This window comes from Streptosporangium nanhuense (assembly GCF_059358815.1).
The window spans coordinates 61,791-80,584 of record NZ_JCADBG010000016.1 but is presented as its reverse complement, the minus strand read 5'-3'; the positions used below and the strand labels follow the sequence as shown (position 1 = coordinate 80,584).

General features: G+C 70.9%; 20 protein-coding genes. 15 read left to right on the top strand and 5 right to left on the bottom strand.

What is annotated here, in order from left to right:
* The first annotated feature begins 118 nt into the window (after positions 1–118).
* Positions 119–778, top strand: a complete 660-nt coding sequence (locus tag AC5L38_RS28190; protein ID WP_495245845.1) for a response regulator — start codon at positions 119–121, stop codon at positions 776–778.
* 82 nt (positions 779–860) lie between these two features.
* On the opposite strand, the gene AC5L38_RS28185 is transcribed toward AC5L38_RS28190, so the two are convergent.
* A complete protein-coding gene (locus AC5L38_RS28185; RefSeq protein ID WP_495245844.1) occupies positions 861–1,262 on the bottom strand; it encodes a response regulator in 402 nt (133 codons plus the stop codon).
* A gap of 311 nt (positions 1,263–1,573) precedes the next feature.
* Between AC5L38_RS28185 and AC5L38_RS28180 the strand changes: the two genes are divergently transcribed.
* A complete protein-coding gene (locus AC5L38_RS28180; protein ID WP_495245843.1) occupies positions 1,574–2,206 on the top strand; it encodes an IclR family transcriptional regulator in 633 nt (210 codons plus the stop codon).
* Between the two features lie 168 nt (positions 2,207–2,374).
* The gene (gene nhaA / locus AC5L38_RS28175; RefSeq protein WP_495245842.1) at positions 2,375–3,691 is read left to right on the top strand and encodes a Na+/H+ antiporter NhaA; all 1,317 of its coding nucleotides are present in this window, start codon (positions 2,375–2,377) and stop codon (positions 3,689–3,691) included.
* 47 nt (positions 3,692–3,738) lie between these two features.
* Here the strand turns inward: nhaA and AC5L38_RS28170 are convergent, their stop codons facing one another.
* Positions 3,739–4,092, bottom strand: a complete 354-nt coding sequence (locus tag AC5L38_RS28170) for a VOC family protein (RefSeq protein WP_495245841.1) — start codon at positions 4,090–4,092, stop codon at positions 3,739–3,741.
* Between the two features lie 235 nt (positions 4,093–4,327).
* On the opposite strand from AC5L38_RS28170, the gene AC5L38_RS28165 reads away from it, so the two are divergent.
* From AC5L38_RS28165 to AC5L38_RS28110, 12 genes are all read left to right on the top strand, one after another.
* On the top strand, positions 4,328–5,125 hold the full coding sequence (locus AC5L38_RS28165) for a phytanoyl-CoA dioxygenase family protein (protein ID WP_495245840.1): 798 nt from the start codon (positions 4,328–4,330) through the stop codon (positions 5,123–5,125).
* A 79-nt stretch (positions 5,126–5,204) separates the two neighbouring features.
* Positions 5,205–6,377: a homogentisate 1,2-dioxygenase gene (locus AC5L38_RS28160; RefSeq protein WP_495245839.1), complete on the top strand. Its 1,173-nt coding sequence runs from the start codon at positions 5,205–5,207 to the stop codon at positions 6,375–6,377.
* Positions 6,378–6,525: 148 nt separating this feature from the next.
* Positions 6,526–7,356: a hypothetical protein gene (locus AC5L38_RS28155; protein WP_495245838.1), complete on the top strand. Its 831-nt coding sequence runs from the start codon at positions 6,526–6,528 to the stop codon at positions 7,354–7,356.
* A complete protein-coding gene (fahA, locus tag AC5L38_RS28150; protein ID WP_495245994.1) occupies positions 7,356–8,492 on the top strand; it encodes a fumarylacetoacetase in 1,137 nt (378 codons plus the stop codon). Before AC5L38_RS28155 ends, fahA begins: the two co-directional genes overlap by 1 nt.
* 111 nt (positions 8,493–8,603) lie before the next feature.
* Positions 8,604–9,041 (top strand): NfeD family protein, encoded by a 438-nt coding sequence (locus AC5L38_RS28145; RefSeq protein WP_495245837.1) that lies wholly within the window; start codon positions 8,604–8,606, stop codon positions 9,039–9,041.
* 4 nt (positions 9,042–9,045) lie between these two features.
* A complete protein-coding gene (locus tag AC5L38_RS28140; protein ID WP_495245836.1) occupies positions 9,046–10,131 on the top strand; it encodes an SPFH domain-containing protein in 1,086 nt (361 codons plus the stop codon).
* 245 nt (positions 10,132–10,376) lie between these two features.
* Complete coding sequence (gene tdh, locus AC5L38_RS28135) at positions 10,377–11,405, top strand: L-threonine 3-dehydrogenase (protein WP_495245835.1); 1,029 nt, start codon at positions 10,377–10,379, stop codon at positions 11,403–11,405.
* Positions 11,406–11,457: 52 nt separating this feature from the next.
* Positions 11,458–12,630, top strand: coding sequence for a glycine C-acetyltransferase (locus AC5L38_RS28130; RefSeq protein WP_495245834.1), 1,173 nt, complete (start codon positions 11,458–11,460; stop codon positions 12,628–12,630).
* Between the two features lie 115 nt (positions 12,631–12,745).
* Positions 12,746–13,660, top strand: coding sequence for a LysR family transcriptional regulator (locus tag AC5L38_RS28125; RefSeq protein ID WP_495245833.1), 915 nt, complete (start codon positions 12,746–12,748; stop codon positions 13,658–13,660).
* Positions 13,661–13,666: 6 nt separating this feature from the next.
* A complete protein-coding gene (locus AC5L38_RS28120; protein ID WP_495245832.1) occupies positions 13,667–14,359 on the top strand; it encodes a hypothetical protein in 693 nt (230 codons plus the stop codon).
* A 17-nt stretch (positions 14,360–14,376) separates the two neighbouring features.
* Positions 14,377–14,832: a hypothetical protein gene (locus tag AC5L38_RS28115; protein WP_495245831.1), complete on the top strand. Its 456-nt coding sequence runs from the start codon at positions 14,377–14,379 to the stop codon at positions 14,830–14,832.
* 14 nt (positions 14,833–14,846) lie between these two features.
* Positions 14,847–15,026: a hypothetical protein gene (locus tag AC5L38_RS28110; RefSeq protein WP_495245830.1), complete on the top strand. Its 180-nt coding sequence runs from the start codon at positions 14,847–14,849 to the stop codon at positions 15,024–15,026.
* A gap of 469 nt (positions 15,027–15,495) precedes the next feature.
* Here AC5L38_RS28110 and AC5L38_RS28105 read toward each other — a convergent pair whose 3' ends face one another.
* The 3 genes from AC5L38_RS28105 to AC5L38_RS28095 form a co-directional block, all read right to left on the bottom strand.
* Positions 15,496–16,026 (bottom strand): pyridoxamine 5'-phosphate oxidase family protein, encoded by a 531-nt coding sequence (locus tag AC5L38_RS28105; protein ID WP_495245829.1) that lies wholly within the window; start codon positions 16,024–16,026, stop codon positions 15,496–15,498.
* Positions 16,027–16,231: 205 nt separating this feature from the next.
* Positions 16,232–16,972 carry an aspartate/glutamate racemase family protein gene (locus AC5L38_RS28100; protein WP_495245828.1) on the bottom strand — a complete coding sequence of 247 codons (741 nt, stop codon included), beginning with the start codon at positions 16,970–16,972 and terminating at the stop codon, positions 16,232–16,234.
* Positions 16,972–18,552, bottom strand: coding sequence for an NCS1 family nucleobase:cation symporter-1 (locus AC5L38_RS28095; RefSeq protein WP_495245827.1), 1,581 nt, complete (start codon positions 18,550–18,552; stop codon positions 16,972–16,974). The genes AC5L38_RS28100 and AC5L38_RS28095 overlap by 1 nt, the downstream gene beginning before the upstream one ends.
* Positions 18,553–18,794 lie beyond the last annotated feature (242 nt).

Here is an 18,794-nt window from a genome sequence, read left to right as displayed (position 1 = left end):
CCGATCATGCTCCGCACGTACGGCCACCTGGACATTCGAGGTGTGATTCCTTTAACTCCGCGTGACCGTTCCTGTATCCAGAATTCAGGGAGAAACGCATGGCGAAAGGGCGGGAGCCGTGAGCGAGAACCGGATACGAATAGCGCTGGCGGACGACGACGTGCTTTTCCGCGAGGGCATGGCGAGCCTCATGTCGCGGTCGGGCTTCGAGGTCGTCGGCCAGGCCGGGGACGCGCCGGAGATCCTCGCCCTCGTCCGGCTGCACCGGCCGGACCTCGTCATCCTCGACATCCGGATGCCACCGGCCCACTCCAACGAGGGTCTCGACGCGGCACGGGTGATCCGCGAGGAGTTCCCCGAGACGGGGATCCTCCTGCTGTCCGCGCACATCGAGGTGGAGGAGGCGATGGAGCTGCTCGCCACGGGCCATCGGGTCGGCTACCTGCTCAAGAGCCGGGTGACCGGTGTGAACGACTTCATGGAGACGCTCGGGCGCATCGCCCAGGGCTGCTCGGTCGTCGATCCGAGCCTCGTACGGGAACTCATCAGGACCCACCGCAGGGACGACCCGCTGGGGCTCCTCACGGCGCGCGAGCAGGAGGTCCTGGCCCTGATGGCGGAGGGACGCTCCAACTCCGGCATAGCGCACAAGCTGTGGATCACCGAGGGCACGGTCGAGAAGCACGTGCACAGCATCCTGTCCAGGATGCGGATACCGGGGACGGAGGACGACCATCGCCGCGTCCTCGCCGTGCTGACCTTCCTCGACGCCCGCTGAGAAAGCCGCCGGGAAGCCGCAGGGAAGCCTCTGAGCCGCTTGGAAGCCCGTTGACGGCGGGGGGCCGGGGGCCGATCCGGCGTCACGGGACGCGCACGGGCCCGTTGAGATCCTCGTCACCGTCGTCCTCCCCGAGGATCTCCCGGATGGCCGCCCCGGAAAGGGCTGATTTCTGGAGGAACGCGATGGCGGGACTGACAGCGATCATCTCCGCGAAGTCCCCTTCCGCGTGCGTCGAGATCAGGATGACGCGCGGGGTGCCGAGCCGCGCGGCCACGAGCCGCCGGGCCAGGTCGAAGCCGCTCTCCTCGCCGAGATCGATGTCCACGAGCGCGACGTCCGGCCGGACGTCGTCGACCTGCCGGAGGGCGTCGTCGCTCGCGGAGGCCATGCCGACCACGGCGATCCCCTCCATTTCGAGCAACACCCGGGCGGCACTGCGGAAGTGATCGCTGTCGTCGACTATGAGGCAGCGTATGGCCACACATCGAGAATCCCAGGGAAACGACCTCGGGACATTGCAGCTAGCGGGGGGCTGCCCCATATCGGGAACGCCGGTTCACATCCGGGCGGAAGCGATGATCGGTGCCTACTCCCAGCTCGCCGGACGTTCCGGAATCCGGCCGACGATCAAGGCCGGATTCCGGAACGTCCGGACAGCGCGACGGCCAGGCACGCCCCGCCCGGCGAACCCCTCGGACATCGGACGACAACCGAAGCATGATCCCCACCCGGTGGGCGTCCCGGGTGCCGGGCGATAATCGGGGCATGCTTCCAGCCCAGCGGGCGTCCTAGATGCCGGCCGAATCCTCGCAGACCCTGGAGCGCGGCCTGCGGCTGCTGCGCCTGCTCGCCGACGGGCGGCGGGGCCGTACCCCCACGGAGCTGGCGGCGGAGCTGGAGCTGAGCCGCCCGGCGGTGTACCGGCTGCTCACCACCCTCCAGAGCGAGGGCTTCGTCCGCCGGGACGGCGACGGGCGGCTCCACCTGGGCTTCGGGGTCCTCGTCCTGGCCCGGGCCGTGCAGCCGCTGCTGCGGGAGGGCGCCCTACCCACCCTGCGCAGGCTGGCAGAGGAGGTCGGGGCGACCGCGCACCTGACGGTGGCCGAGGGCGACGACGGCCTGGCCGTGGCGGTGGTCGAACCCTCCTGGACGAACATGCACGTCGCCTACCGCGAGGGCTCCCGCCACCCGCTGGGGCGGGGTGCCGCCGGACTGGCCATCCTCGCCCTGCGCGAGGGCCGTACCGGCTACCTGGTCTCCGAGGGCCAGCTCCAGGAGGGGGCCAGAGGCGTCGCCGCCCCCGTGCCCGGCCTCCCCTGGCTGGAGGCGTCGGTGGGCGTGGTCACCTTCACCCGGCTCGACCCGGACGCCGTGGGCCCCCGCGTCGCCGCCGCCGCCGCGGAGCTGTCCGGTTCGCTGACCTGACCCCCTCCCCCGGACGCCGTGGGCCCCCGCGTCGCCGCCGCGGAGCCGTCCGGTCCGCCGGCCTGACCCCCTCTCCTCAGGCGCCGGTGGGCCTGCGGGTAGGGTGAACGCCGGTGCGCCGGGAAGTTTGGTCGGCAGTGTCTGACCCGAACCCGAAATGGAGCACCGATGAGCGGCACCTCACCCGGCACGCCTCGCCTGTTCAGCCGAGGTTCGTGGGACGAGGCCCGCCGCGTCGCGGACATCCTGCGCGGGGAGACCGTCGGCGGAGCGCTGCTGCTGGCCGGTGCGGTGGTGGCGATGATCTGGGCGAACTCCCCCTGGTCGGACGCCTACGAGGCGCTGCGCGCCGTCAGGGTGGGCCCCACGGCCCTGCACCTGGATCTGAGCCTGGCGGCCTGGGCCTCCGACGGACTGCTGGCGATCTTCTTCTTCGTGGCCGGGCTCGAACTCAAACGCGAGTTCGTCGCCGGTGACCTGCGCCAGGCGCGGCGGGCCGCGGTGCCGGTCGCCGCCGCGTTCGGCGGCGTGCTCGTCCCGGCCGTGCTGTACCTGATCGTCACCCTCTCCAGCGGCGCCGGTGACGGCGCGGCGAGGGGCTGGGCGATCCCGACGGCCACCGACATCGCGTTCGCGCTCGCCGTGCTCGCGGTCATCGGCCGCCACCTGCCCGCGGCACTGCGCACCTTCCTGCTCACCCTGGCCGTGGTCGACGACCTGATGGCCATCGTGATCATCGCGATCTTCTACACCGAGCACCTGTCGGTACTGCCGCTGCTGGGCACGCTGGTGCCGCTGGCGGTCTTCGCCCTGCTGGTGCGGCGCCGGGTGCGCGCCTGGTGGCTGCTGCTCCCGCTGGCCGCCGCGACCTGGGCACTGATGCACGCCTCGGGCGTGCACGCCACCGTCGCCGGGGTGCTGCTGGCCTTCACGGTGCCGGTCGTCCGCAGCGAACGAGCGGGTGGCCCGGACGCCGGGCCCGGCCTGGCCGAGCACTTCGAGCACCGTCTGCGGCCGCTCTCGGCCGGGGTGGCCGTGCCGGTGTTCGCGTTCCTGTCGGCGGGGGTGAGCATCGGCGGCCCGGGCGGCCTGGTCACCGCCCTGGCCGACCCCGTCGCGATCGGTGTCGTCGCCGGGCTCGTGGTCGGCAAACCCGTCGGGATCATGCTCGCGACCTGGCTGGTGTCCCGCTTCACCCGCGCCGACCTGGACGAGAACCTGGCCTGGGTCGACGTGGGCGGGCTGTCGGTACTGGGCGGGATCGGGTTCACCGTCTCCCTGCTCGTCGGGGAGCTGGCCTTCGGGGCCGGCAGCGAGCGCGACGCCCACGTCAAGGTGGCGGTCCTGGCGGGCTCCCTGATCGCGGCGCTGGCGGCGGCGCTCATCCTCCGCCTGCGCAACCGGACCTACCGGCGCATCCACGAGGCCGAGACCGCCGACCGTGACGGCGACGGCATCCCCGACGCCTACCAGGAGCGTCCCTGAGCGCGCCCGGGGACGCTCAAGGGCGCTCCGGAACGCCTCAGGAACGCTCAGGAACACGGTTCCAGGAATTCGAGACGGTTGCCGTGGGGGTCCTCGCTGTGGAAGCGGCGCATTCCCGGGAAGTCGTCGTCGAAGTCGACCGGGTAACCGGCCGCGTCCAGGCGCCGGGCCCACTCGTCGAGATCACGGACCAGGAGACCCGGGTGGGCCTTGCGAGCGGGGCGGAAGTCCTCCTCGACGCCCAGGTGCAGCTCGATGCCGTGGCCGCGGAACCAGCACCCGCCCCGGCCCGCGAGGGCCGGAGGCTTGGGAATCTCGGCCAGGCCGAGCACGCCCTCGTAGAAGTCACGCAGGACCGGCTCGCTTCCGGGAGGACAGGCCAGCAGGACGTGGTGCAGCATCGCGACCCCTCACATATATCTTGACATGAAGATACTTTGCGCCCACCGTCCGGCACAAACCCTCCAGGTCACCGCCACGAGGAGGCACCCACGACTCGTACCGCCCAGGTTCCCAAGGCGTCACACGGTCGTCGGAGCGGTCGCCTCCGGCCTCAGAGGAGCGGCAAGAGCACCCGACAAAGGCGGTGCGGAGAATGTCGGGCGACCGGGGCCGGTGCCGCCGCACGATGGAGGCATGGATGACACGACCCTGGTATCCCGCTTCCTCCGCGACGGCTTCGTGAAGCTGGAGGGCGCCGTCGCGCCGCGCGTGGCCGCGGACTGCGCGCGGCTGCTGTGGCGGGAGACGGGCTGCGACCCGGACGACCCGGCGACGTGGACGCGGCCCGTGCACTGGGTGGCCGACATGGCGCAGGGGCCGTTCGCCGCCGCGCCCAACTCCCCGTCCCTGCAGCACGCGTACGACCTGCTCGTCGGCGCGGGACGCTGGGAGCCGCGCTACTCGCTGGGCTCCTTCCCGCTGCGCTTCCCGCACGAGGAGGAGCCGGACGACGCGGGCTGGCACATCGAGGGGAGCTACCTGCCGGAGGGCGAGAGCTGGTACTTCACGAACCTGCGCTCCCGGGGCCGGGCGCTGCTGATGCTGTTCCTGTTCAGCGAGGTCGGCGAGGAGGACGCCCCGACCCGGATCCGGGTCGGCTCACACCTCGACGTGCCGGAGGTGCTGGAGAGGTACGGGGAGGACGGGGCGAGCGGGCTGGCCCTCGCGCCCGGCCTGGTGGCGGCGTCCGACCACCGGCCGCTCGCCCTCGCCACCGGGTCCCCGGGCGACGTCTTCCTGTGCCATCCGTTCCTGGTGCACGCGGCGCAACCGCACCACGGGGCGCGGCCGCGCTTCATGGCCCAGCCTCCGCTGATGCCGGCCGTGCCGTACGAGCTGGAGCGGGCCGACGGCGCGTACTCGCCCGTGGAGATCGCGATCCGCCGGGGTCTGGGCCGGGACACCCCCGGCCCGGACGGGGACGACGTTTGACATCTCCCCGCCCCTGACAGATGGTTGTTCGTATAAAGGACGCATGCGTCCGATAAGCGGACATAGGCGGGAGAAGCGGATGCCGTACTACCGGGTCGTAGGGGAGATCCCCCGCAAGCGGCACGTGCAGTTCCGGCGGCCCGACGGCGGGCTGTACGCCGAAGAGCTGATGGGCGAGGAGGGGTTCTCCAGCGACTCGTCGCTGCTCTACCACCGCCACCTCCCCACCGCGATCATCAAGGCCGAGGCCGTCGAGCCCGACGCGTCGAAGGGGCTCCTCACCCCCAACGTGCCCCTCTCCCCCCGCCACCTGCGCACCCAGGACCTGCCCGCCGGCGGTGACCTGGTCACCGGGCGCGGGCTGCTCGCCGGGAACGCCGACGTCCGCATGTCGTACGCCGCGAGCGAGGAGGCCAGCGGGCTCTACCGCAACTCCATGGGCGACGAGTGCGTCTACATCGCGAGCGGGCGGGTCGGGTTCGAGTCGACGTACGGGGCGATCGAGGCCGGGGAGGGCGACTACGTCGTCATCCCCACCGGGACGATCCACCGCTGGGTGCCGCGTGGCCCCGTCACGGCGTTCGTCATCGAGGCGGCGGGCCACATCCGGCCGCCCAAGCGCTACCTGTCCAAGTACGGCCAGTTCCTGGAGCACGCGCCCTACTCCGAGCGCGACCTGCGCACCCCGCAGGAGCCCATGATCGCCGAGGGCGAGGAGGTGCCGGTGCTGGTCCGCACGCGCGGCGGGCTCACCCGGCTGGTCTACCGCGACCACCCGTTCGACGTGGTCGGCTGGGACGGCTGCCTCTACCCGTACGCGTTCAACATCAACGACTTCGAGCCGGTCGTGAAGCGCACCCACGCCCCGCCGCCGGTGCACCAGACCTTCGAGGGCCCCAACTTCGTGATCTGCTCGTTCTGCCCCCGGCCGCTCGACTTCCACCCGGACGCGATCCCGATCCCGTACAACCACCACAACGTCGACTCCGACGAGCTGATGTTCTACGCGGGGGGCGACTACACCGCGCGCAGGGGCTCGGGCATCGACGTGGGCTCGGTCTCGCTGCACCCGGCGGGATTCACGCACGGCCCGCAGCCTGGCGCCGTCGAGGCCGTCATCGAGGCGGTGCGGCAGGGCCACACGCAGACGAGCGAGCTGGCCGTGATGGTCGACACCTTCCGCCCCCTCGACCTGGGCCCGGCAGGGCTGTCGGTGGAGGACCCCGCGTACGCGTGGACATGGGCCCGTTGACGGACACGGTCCAGGACGCGGCCCAGGAGTGGCCCGGGACGCGGGCCCGTCGCCGGCGACGCGAGGCACGATCACCCGCCCGCCACGGGGTAGGGACAGGACCATGAGCGCACACACGAGCACGGGGACGGGCGCGACTGTGAACGACGTGGGAGTGAGAACGGCGGTGCTCTTCCGGGAACTCGTCGACGACGCCGGGCTGTTCCCGCCGACCGGCCTGCCGATGGCCGAGGCCCTGGAGCGGCACAGGAACGACCTGGCGGGCAACGACCCGGTGCTCACCCACCGCTTCCTCTGCCCCGCCGGACGCCTGGCGGAGCTTCGCGACCACCTGACCTTCCCGATCCGGCTCGGCCTGATCCTGGACACCCCCGACGTCCCGTCCCTCGAGGACGTCGCCGTCGAGCTGGTCGAGGTGCGCCAGGCGCCGGGCGAGACCCCCCGGAGCGTGTCGGAGCGGCTGGCCGGGCGGCTGCCCGGCGGCGCCCGGCTGTTCGTGGAGGTCTCCCCGGACGACCGCGCCTCCCTGCCGCGTGACGCCGCGGGCCCCGGCCTGAAGTTCCGCTGCGGCGGGCTGAGCGCCGGAGCCTTCCCCAGCGCGGCGGACCTGGGCGCCCTCATCGCGCACTGCGCGCAGCACGGCGTGCCGTTCAAGGCGACCGCCGGGCTGCACAACGCGGTCCGCCACTTCGACCCCGTGCTGGGCGTGGACCGCCACGGCTTCCTCAACCTGGTCCTCGCGGTCTGCGCGGCCGTGGAGGAGCGCGACCCGGTGCCGGTGCTGAAGCTGACCGACGTCGGCGAGCTGGTACGCCTGGCCCAGGCCGTGCCCGACGCCACCGCGACGCGCGCCAGGGAGCTGCTGGTGTCGTACGGGTCGTGCGACACGCACACCCCGATCGAGGACCTGACGGCCCTGTGCCTGATCGACCGGCGCCCGCCCACGGTGACCACCGGAACAGAAGAGGAGAACGCGTGATGTCTTGGGGCCTGGAGAACCTGCCCTACGGAGTCTTCTCCCGCCACGAGGGGGAGACCCCTCGCGTCGGCGTCCGGTACGGCGACCACGTGGTGGACCTGGCCGGGGCCCTGCACGACGAGGTGTTCGCCACCGGCTCGCTCAACGCCTTCATGTCCAGGGGCCCGGCCGCCTGGCGCGACACCCGGGTCCTGATCCAGAACAAGCTGAGCACCGACCAGGCGGTGATGGGGCCGCACCTCGTCCCGCTCGACCAGGTCACGCTGCACCTGCCGGTCGAGGTGGCCGACTACGTCGACTTCTACTGCTCGCTGGAGCACGCCTCCAACCTGGGCCGGATGTTCCGCCCCGACGAGGAGCCGCTCAAGCCGAACTGGCGGCACCTGCCGGTCGGCTACCACGGCAGGGCCGGGACGGTCGTCGTGTCCGGCACCCCGGTCACCCGCCCCTCCGGCCAGCGCGGCGCGGGGGTCTTCGGCCCGTCCGCCAAGCTGGACATCGAGGCGGAGCTGGGATTCGTCGTCGGCGTGCCCACGGCCCTCGGCGACCGGGCCGGGCGGTTCGAGGACCACGTGTTCGGCGTGACCCTGGTCAACGACTGGAGCGCCCGCGACATCCAGGCGTGGGAGTACGTCCCGCTGGGCCCGTTCCTAGGCAAGTCCTTCGCCACCTCGGTGTCGCCGTGGATCACCCCGCTGGCGGCCCTGTCGGAGGCGCGCGTCGAGGGCAGGCCGCAGGACCCCGAACCGCTCGGCTACCTGCGTCGCGACGAGCCGTGGGGGCTCGACCTGCGGCTGGAGGTCTCCGTGAACGGCGAGGTCGTCTCCCGGCCCCCGTACCGGGACATGTACTGGACGCCCGAGCAGATGCTCGCCCACATGACCGTCAACGGCGCCGCCCTGCGCACCGGCGACCTCTACGCCAGCGGCACGGTCTCCGGCTCCGCCCCCGGCGAGCGCGGCTCGCTGATCGAGCTGACCTGGAACGGGACCGAAGCACTGAAACTGCCCGACGGCTCGACCAGGACGTTCCTGGAGGACGGGGACACCGTCACGATCACCGCGACCGCCCCCGGGCCCGGCGGGAGCGTGATCACCCTGGGTGCGGTCTCGGGCACGATCGAGCCCGCCCGGTAGCTCCGGCGACCGGCGGAAGAGCCGGGCCTGTCGGCGATCGGGCGGAGGACATACCGTAGGAGAGGAACCTCCCAGACGTCCGGCGCGTTGTACAGGCAGGAGGGCCGGAGCATGGAATATTGGGTCATCTGGTTGATCTTGGCGGTGGCGCTGGGAGTCGCCGAGATACTCACCCTGACCACCGCTCTCGGCCTGCTCGGGGGCGCCGCCCTCATCACCTCCGTCGCCGCCCTGATCGGCCTGCCGGTCCCGCTCCAGCTCGTGGTGTTCATCGCCTCCCTGGTCACCGGGGTGGTCGTGGTCCGGCCCATCGCCAAGCGCCATCTCACCATGCGGCAACCCCGCGGCCAGCGGTTCGGGATCCAGGCGCTCGTGGGCAAGCCCGCCTACGTCCTGCGCGAGGTGACCGGCATGGACGGCCGGGTGCGGATCGGCGGTGAGGAATGGTCCGCCAGAGCCTACGACGAGACCCTGGTGATACCCGCCGGGGCGACCGTCGACGTCATCGAGATCGAGGGCGCGACCGCGCTCGTGTATCCACGGGAGTGACACCATGGACGCTCTGCTCATAGCCGGACTGCTCATCGTCCTGTTGGCGGTGTTCACCGTGATCCGCTCGGTGCGCATCGTCCCCCAGGCCCGGGCCCGCAACGTGGAGCGGCTGGGCCGCTACCACAGCACGCTGAAGCCCGGCCTGAACTTCGTCATCCCCTACATCGACCGGGTCTATCCGATGATCGACCTGCGCGAGCAGGTCGTCTCCTTCAAGCCCCAGCCGGTGATCACCGAGGACAACCTGGTCGTCGAGATCGACACGGTCCTGTACTTCCAGGTCACCGACCCCCGGGCGGCGGCGTACGAGATCGCCAACTACATCCAGGCCGTGGAGCAGCTCACGGTCACCACGCTGCGCAACGTCGTCGGCTCGCTCGACCTGGAGATGACGCTGACCTCGCGCGACACGATCAACAGCCAGCTGCGCGGGGTGCTGGACGAGGCCACCGGCAAGTGGGGCATCCGGGTCAACCGGGTGGAGATCAAGGCCATCGACCCGCCCAAGAGCATCAAGGAGGCGATGGAGAAGCAGATGCGCGCCGAGCGGGACAAGCGCGCCGCGATCCTCAACGCCGAGGGCCAGCGGCAGTCGCAGATCCTCACCGCCGAGGGTGACAAGCAGAGCGCGATCCTGCGGGCCGAGGGTGACCGGAGCGCCGCGATCCTCAAGGCCGAGGGCCAGTCGCAGGCCATCGACGAGGTCTTCCAGGCCGTGCACCGCAACGACCCCGACCCCAAGCTGCTGGCGTACCAGTACCTGCAGGTGCTGCCCGAGCTGGCCAAGGGCCCGAACAACACGTTCTGGGTGATCCCCAGCGAGGTCACCTCCGCGATCCAGGGGGTCTCCAAGGCGTTCACCGAGGCGCTGCCGCAGTCGTCGGCCGTTCGCGAGGCCCCCAGGGTCAACGAGGCCGCGGCCGAGGAGCGGAAGCTGGCCGAGCAGGCCGCCGCCGACGCGGTCGCCGAGGCTGCCGAGGCCGATCTGGGGCCCCGCCAGCTCAACGCGCCGCCCGCGCACCTGCCCGGCGACGACCTCCTGGGTACGGGGACGCGGGAGGAGCAGCACCACCGCACCACCCACTGACTCCCCCGAGGTCCCTCGGTCCTCCCGCCCGGCCCCCCGGGTGGGAGGACCGATCTCGTGATGGGCGCTCCGACGGCGAGGGCCGCCCCTTCTGATCGGTTTGCGGTCAAATGTCTGGGTAACCCTCTAGGTCTCGGGGGCCTGGCGTGAAGCAATGCTGTGGGTGGGGTTAAGAAAACCGCGATGGACACCCCCGAAGGCGACCGGGCACAGTGCGTAGGGTCGGAGCTGAGGGGGAATCCGCTATGAAAGCGCTGGTCAAGGAGAGGGCCGAACCGGGCCTGTGGCTGGCCGACGTGCCCGAGCCGTCCGTCGGTCCGGGCGAGGTGCTGATCAGGGTGCTGCGCACCGGGATCTGCGGCACCGACCTGCACATCCGGAGTTTCGACGCGTGGGCCCGGCAGACGCTGCGGACGCCGCTCGTCATCGGCCACGAGTTCTGCGGCGAGGTCGTCGAGGTGGCGCCTGGCGTGGAGGACATCGCCCCCGGTGACCTGGTCAGCGGCGAGGGACACCTGGTCTGCGGCAAGTGCCGCAACTGCATGGCCGGGCGGCGGCACCTGTGCCGCAGCACCGTCGGGCTGGGGGTCAACCGCGACGGCGCCTTCGCCGAATACCTGACGCTCCCGGCCTCCAACGTCTGGGTGCACCGGGTCCCGGTCGACCTCGACGTGGCCGCGATCTTCGACCCGTTCGGCAACGCGGTGCACACCGCCCTGACGTTCCCGATGGTCGGCGAGGACGTGCTGATCTCCGGCGCCGGGCCGATCGGGCTGATGGCCGCCGCGGTGGCCACCCACGTGGGCGCCCGCAACGTGGTCGTCACCGACATCAGTCCCGAACGGCTGGAGCTGGCCCGCAAGCTCGGGGTCACCCTGGCGCTGAACGTCGCCGAGACGTCCGTCCGGGAGGGCATGGACGGGCTGGGCATGCGCGAGGGCTTCGACGTGGGCCTGGAGATGTCCGGGAACCCGACGGCGCTCCGCGACATGATCGCCTCCATGTCGCACGGCGGGAAGATCGCCATGCTCGGCCTGCCCGCCGAGGAGTTCGCCGTCGACTTCGCGACGATCGTGACCTCGATGATCACCCTCAAGGGCATCTACGGCCGGGAGATGTACGAGACGTGGTACGCCATGTCCGTGCTGCTGGAGAAGGGCCTCGACCTCTCCCCGGTGATCACCGACCGCTTCTCCTACCGCGACTTCGACGCGGCCTTCGACACCGCCGCCGGGGGCAGGACCGGCAAGGTCATCCTGGACTGGACGGCCTGATGTCCGGCTCCCGCGACGTCCCCGGCAAGATCATTTCGGATTGGACCGCCTGATGTTCGACAATCTCCGCGACGACTTCCGCACGACCCTGAACGAGATCGCCGAGGCCGGGCTGCTCAAGCCCGAACGGGTCATCACCACCCCGCAGCGCGCCGGGATCGCGGTCGCGGACGGCGGTGAGGTCCTCAACTTCTGCGCCAACAACTACCTCGGCCTGGCCGACCACCCCGAGGTGGTCGCCGCCGCCCAGGAGGCCCTCGACCGCTGGGGCTTCGGCATGGCCTCGGTCCGCTTCATCTGCGGCACCCAGGAGGTGCACAAGGAGCTGGAGGCGCGGCTGTCGGACTTCCTCGGCCAGGAGGACACCGTCCTGTACAGCTCGTGCTTCGACGCCAACGGCGGCGTGTTCGAGACGCTGCTCGACGACCGCGACGCGGTGATCTCCGACGCCCTCAACCACGCGAGCGTCATCGACGGCATCCGCCTGTCCAAGGCGCGACGCCTGCGCTACGCCAACCGCGACCTGGCCGAGCTGGAGGCGCGCCTCAAGGAGTCCGCCGACGCCCGGCGCAGGCTTATCGTCACCGACGGCGTCTTCTCCATGGACGGCTACGTCGCGCCGCTGGCCGAGATCTGCGACCTGGCCGAGCGGTACGGGGCCATGGTGATGGTCGACGACTCCCACGCCGTCGGCTTCGTCGGCGAACACGGCGGGGGCACCCCCGAGCTGCACGGCGTGCGGGACCGGGTCGACATCCTCACCGGCACGCTCGGCAAGGCCCTCGGCGGGGCCAGCGGCGGCTACGTGGCGGCGCGCAGGGAGATCTGCGAGCTGCTCCGCCAGCGCTCGCGCCCCTACCTGTTCTCCAACTCCCTCGCCCCGGTGATCGCCGCCGCGTCGCTGCGCGTCCTCGACCTGATCAGCGGCTCCGACGAGGCCCGGACGAGGCTGCGCGCCAACACCGAGCGGTTCCGCACCGGCATGACCGAGGCCGGGTTCGACATCCTGCCCGGTGACCACCCCATCGTCCCGGTGATGATCGGCGACGCCGCCGAGGCCGCCGCGATGGCCGAACGCCTGCTGGAGCGGGGCGTCTACGTGATCGGCTTCTCCTATCCCGTGGTCCCGCACGGCCAGGCCCGCATCCGGGTCCAGCTGTCCGCGGCCCACTCGGCCGAGGACGTCGACCGCGCCCTGGAGGCCTTCGCCGCCGCCCGAGGCTGAACGGTCGCACGCCGCCCCGGGAACAGTCACCCACAGCCTGTGGACAAAGTGCCCTCGACAACCACCAAAAGGGCCTTTGTCGCAGTTCACGGACGACCTCGGCGACAATACGTAGGTGATTGACACGCGGCGGCTCAGAACCCTGCGTGCGGTGGCCGACCACCGCACGGTCACCGCGGCCGCCGCCGCGCTGCACCTGACCCCCTCGGCGGTCTCCCAGCAGCTCGTCGCCCTGGAACACGAGGTGGGCCACCGGCTGCTCGACCGCGACGGCCGGGGCGTGCGGCTCACCGCCGTCGGGCGCATCCTCCTCGACCACGCCAATGAGATCTTCGCCCAGCTTGAACGGGCCGGGGCCGACATCGCCGCCTACACGGCCGGCACCGCGGGCGAGGTGAAGGTGGCCTCCTTCGCCACCGCGATCGGGCTGGTCGTGGCACCCGCGGTCGGCGTCCTGCGGGACAAGGAGCCCGGCATCCGGGTGCGCGTCCTGGACGCCGAGGGCGACCAGAGCCTGACCATGGTCCTGGACGGCGCGGTGGACGCGGCCGTGGCCGTGGAGTACCGCGGGGCCCCGGCCGAGGACGACCGGCGGCTGTCGCGCATCGCTCTCTACTCGGAGCCGTTCGACCTGGTGCTCCCCCGGGGCCATCGCCTCTCCGGGGGCGAGGTGGCGGTCGCGGACCTGTCGGGCGAGACCTGGATCGGCCCCTACCCGGGCAACCCCTGCCACGACGTGATCGCGCTGGCCTGCGAGCACGCGGGCTTCACCCCCGAGTTCGCCCACTCCTCCGACGACTTCAGCGCGGTGGTCGCGCTGGCCGCCGCCGGCTCCGGGGTGGCGATGGTGCCGCGCCTGGCCCTGCGCGGCACCGACCTGTCCGGCGTGGTGATCCGCCCGGTCCCCGGCCCCGAGCGCCGCGTCTTCACCGCGGTACGCCGAGGCGCCGAGCGCCATCCCCTCCTCGTACCCCTGCTGGACGCCCTCCGGCACACCGCGACGGCCCTGAACCGAACCTCGTCACCCTGAAGGTTCGTGACGACCACCATCGCTTCCTCTACCACCGCGCTCGGTGACGTAGACCCGCCCGCTGTCATCACGACAATTGATGTTCGGTATAACCGAAGATATATTCGGCTCATGCGAAGCGTCGCGGCGCCGATCGTTCCCATCTTCAGGACTCGGAGCCAGGCGGAGATCCTGGCCGCCATCTATCTACGGCCCCGGCAGGACTGGACTCTCGCCTCTCTCGCCCGAGATCTGGGCGTGGCCCCCTCAACCTTGCACGCCGAGGTTCATCGCCTCATCGACGCCCAGTTGATCACTACCACCGAGATCGGGCGTTCCCACGTCCTGCGCGCCAACACCGGCCATCCGCTGTGTCGGCCCGTGACCGAGATCCTGAGCTACGTGTACGGACCTCGTACGATCATCAGCGAGGAGTTCGCCGGCATTCCCGGCACCGAGCGCCTGCTCATCTTCGGCTCGTGGGCCGCCCGCCATGCCGGAAACCCAGGACCTGTCCCCCACGACATTGACATACTCGTCGTCGGCGAGGTCGACCGTGCCGCCCTCTACGCCGCCGCCGACCGTGCTCAGGAACGCATCGGCATGCCGGTCAATCCCGTCCTCGCCTCCACCCGCCGCTGGAACGCGGAGGCCGACGCCCTCATCAGGCAGATCAGGTCAGCCCCCGTGATCGACCTGACCGCCGAGATCCACACCTGATCGGAGAGACCCGGCCCATGACGCGGTGGACACGTGGCGAAGCGGACGTCGAGCGGATGTTGACCTCCGGCGAACTCCAGCGCGTCCGTGGCGAGGCCACCGACGGCAGTGGATGGCTGGAGAAGGCGACCACCACCCTCGCCAGCGCCGAAGGGCTCAGGGCAACCGATCCGAACTCCGCCTACACACTCGCCTATGACGCGGCGCGCTTCGCCTGTGCCGGCCTGCTGGCACAACAGGGCTTACGGGCCACGACCTCCGGCGGCCACTACGCCGTCCAGCAAGCCGTGATCCGGCAGTTCGGCCCCACGTTCGAGCCGTACGGCACCATGCGCCGCAGGCGCAACGAACTCGAATATCCGGAGTTCCCCGACGAGGTGGTGGAAACAGCGGAAGCGGACCACGCGATAGCGTCCGAACGCGCACTGATCGACGCCACCGGCAAACTCCTCGACCACCTCGGGCTGTTCTGATCTCCGGGAGCGGGATGACGGTCGCGGACCTGTCGGGCGAGACCTGGATCGGCCTCTACCCGGGCAACCCCGGCCTCGAGCGCCGCGTCTTCACCGCCGTACCCCGAGGCGCCGGGCGCCATCCCCTGCTCGTACCCCTGCTGGACGCCCTCCAGGACGCGGCGGCGACACTGCGCCGCACCCCGCCCCTGTGACGCGGACGCTCGCCGAGACCAGGGACGTCACCGAGAGGTACGAAGTCTCGTGGCGCACGCCATCTCGGCCCTCGGGTCCCCGAGGCGACGGGAATTCCCCATCATCCGTCCGCAACTCCCCCGGGGCGGGCCACCGGTTCCGGTGACGGTGCCAGTAACGCCCCGCGACCACCACCATCAGAGCGGTCGCGGCGATCATCCCGGCGACCGCTGCCTGAAGCACCAGCTGCATATCACCCACCCCGTCCTTAAAGTCACTTATGGGGCTTTTCGTGGAACGAGGGGTTCATGGATGCGTCATGACTTGCAGACTTTCGGAAAGCGCTTTACCATACCCACCCCTCACCATCTGGCGCCGGCAGGCTGGTCCCATCGACGGACCGGCGACGGCCTGACAGCTCGTTGGACGCGGAGGTTCGGAGCGGTCCCGTCGGGAGGGCATCGGTCTCGCTGAGGACAGGGCCGCGGATCAGGACCGGGGTGCCGCGGTGAGCTTCGCGACGTCGGAGGTGTAGACGGTCATCCAGTGCGGATGCAGCCGGTAGTAGACCACCTCGCCGTCCCAGTCGAAGGCGTCGTCGTCGTAGAAGCCCTTGAGGTACGCGCGCAGGTCCGGCCAGTCCGCGGCCGGCTCGCCGTCCCGGGGGTTGAGGGTCTCCACCGTGCCGTGCGTGAACACGCCCAGTTCCTCACCGCGCAGGTGCGCGGCGCTGACGGCGGGCCTGGCGGCGAGGTGGCGGGCCTTGGCGGCGTCGCGTGCCGTGCCGAAGTGCCACTTCCCGTGCAGGAAGTGCCCGTCCACACCGCTGATCCGCGGCTCGCCCTTCGCCGTCACGGTGGACAGCGCGAGGGTGCGCATGCCGGTGAGGACCCGGGTGAGCTGCTCCGCGGTAAGGGTGTGCTCGCCGTTGATGATCGAGCGGAGGTGCGAGGTGGAACGGGAGAGGGAGACGTCGAGGAGGGCCTGAAGCTCTTTGAGCTCCTCTGGCGTTTCGCGCATCGAAGTCCTTGTCCATCCGTAGGGGCCGGTCCACGGCCGCCGTCGACGTCGGCCGGTGGGGCCATGCTCGCCCGAAAACCCGACACCTTGTGTCATGTTTCCTCAGTGAAAGGCGTGCCATCGGCGCCCTCCGGGCCGGCGACATCGTCCTCCCTCCACGCACCGATCGACCGAGGCCGCCCCCTCCCCCGTGTCGTCTCGTACGTCAGACGGAGAAGTCCCGCAGCAGGCCCGTGTACCTCTTGGGGCCCGGAGGGGCGAACTCGCCCCGGGTGCTCGTCCGCAGGCCGAGGTGGACCAGCGACTCGACGAGCTTGGTCGCCACGGCCACGCCGTCGATCACCGGGACGCCGACGGCGCGGGAGACGTCCGCGCAGAACGAGGCCATGCCCGCGCAGCCGAGCACGATCGAGTCGCAGCCGTCCCGCTCCACGGCCTCGGCGCACAGGGCGGTCACCACCCTCCGCGCGTCCGACGAGGGGTCGTCCAGCTCCAGTACGGGGATGTCGCAGGCGTGCACCCCCCGGCACGCGCCCGCGAAGCCGTACCGGGTGGCGAGGTCCCACGCCCGGCCCGTGGTCCTGGCGAGGGTCGTCACGACGCTGAAGCTCCGGCCGACCAGGGTGGCGGCGTGCATGGCCGCCTCGGCGATCCCGACCACCGGCCCCGAGGCCAGCTCGCGGGCGGCGTCGAGGCCGGGGTCGCCGAAGCAGGCGATGACGTACCCGTCCGCCCCCGCCGCCTCGCCCGCCGCGATCTCCGCCAGCAGGCCCGGCACGGACAGGGCCTCGTCGTAGTGGCTCTCGATCGACTCCGGGCCCATGGCCGGGCTGACGGCCGTGACGACGGTGGAGGGCGCCGCGACCGCCCGGGCGCACCGGCCGATGTTCTCGGTCATGGCCCGGGCGGTGTTGGGATTGATCACCCGGATTTCGACGGGGGTCATCAACCGGTCAGGGTCGTGCCGTCCGACACCTGCTCGACGTCGCGGTCGAGAGCGCCGATCCTCGGCGACCTCCGCTCCAGCGCGGTGAACGCCACGAACCCGAGCCCGCAGCCGACGAACCAGCTGTAGTCGCCGATCCAGGTCACGTCGGCCGTGGTGAGCCCCAGGTCGAGCAGCATCTTCGGCACGAGCACCGACGCGATCGCGGGGACCCCGCTGAGCACCGTCGCCCAGATCGCGTTGGGGTTGTAGCCGCCCCTGAAGAAGTAGCGTCCGGTCGGTTCGAGGGTGAACATGTCGTCCACCCACACCCGCTGGCGGCTCACGATGTAGTAACCGGAGATCAGGATCCCGAACAGCGGCCCGATCAGGGCGCCGAGGATGCCGAGCGTGTAGTGGATGGCGTCCGGGTTGCTGTACCAGTTCCACGGCGTGAGCAGCACGGAGCCGACCGCCGCGATCATGCCGCCGGTCCGCCAGCTGATCTTCTGCGGGTTCACGTTGGAGAAGTCGAACGCCGGGGAGATGAAGTTCGCGACGATGTTGATGCCGATGGTCGCGATGACGAAGGTGAGCCCGCCCAGCAGGATCGCGAACGGCGTGTCGATGCGCTCGACCGTGTGGATGGGGTCGGTGATGAGCTCGCCGAACACGGGCACGGTCGCCGACGCGGTGATCACCGTGAGCAGCGAGAAGAACAGGAAGTTGATCGGCAGCCCGAGGAGGTTGCCCTTCTTCACCGCCGCGAACGACCTCCCGTACCGGGAGAAGTCGCCGAAGTTCAGCATCGGCCCGGAGAAGTACGAGACGACGAGGGCGATCGCGCTGAGCATGACCGGGATCGACGCGCCGAAGTCGAGGTTCTCGCCCTCGGAGAGGTCGAGGCTGATGTTCTCCCAGCCCGCCTGGCTGACCAGGTAGACAGCGAGCACGACCATGACGACGTACACGGCGGGCCCGGCCCAGTCGATGAACCGCCTGATCGCCTCCATGCCCTTCCAGAACACGGCCGCCTGGGCGACCCAGAGGATGGCGTAGCAGATGTAGCCGAGCGGGGACAGGCCGAGGAAGCCGCCCTCGTTCAGCGACGCCGACGCGGGCCAGAACTTGAGGAAGATGATGATGAGCGACTGGGAGGCGAGGTAGGTCTGCACCCCGTACCAGGCGATCGCGATGAGGCCCCGGATGATCGCGGGGATGTTCGCGCCGCGCACCCCGAAGATCGCCCGGTTGATGACCGGGTACGGCACGCCGGTGACCTGGCTCGGCTTGGCGACCAGGTTGCAGAACACGTTCACGATGACGATGCCCACGATCAGGGCGAACAGGACCTGCCAGCTCGCCAGCCCGAGGGCGAACAGGCTGCCCGCGGTGACGTAGCCGCCGACGCTGTGCACGTCGGACATCCAGAAGGCGAAGATGTTGTACGAGGACCACGTCTGCTCGCGGAGCGGGGCCAGGTCCTCGTTCGCGAGGCGGGGGTCGTATCCGGGCTTGACGAGCCCGGCGCCGACGGGCATGCCGGCCGCCTCGACGACGTCGTGTAATTTCGGCTGGGACGGTGCGCTGTGTTCGGTCATTGCCAGCTTCCGTGGGGGGTACGGTGCGGGGACCGGTGTGTCCCGCGCGCGGGTGTGCCGGGGCGGAAGGTGCCGGGAGATCGGCCCGGGTGATCGGCCCGGGAGCCGCCCCCCGGGGCCGTCGAAGGATCGGCCCGAAGGAACGGCTTCGGAGGAACGGCTTCGGAGAATCGGTTTCGGAAGATCGACTCGGAGGATCGGCGAGAATGGCGTGTCGGCGGAGCCGTGGCGACCGCCCGGTG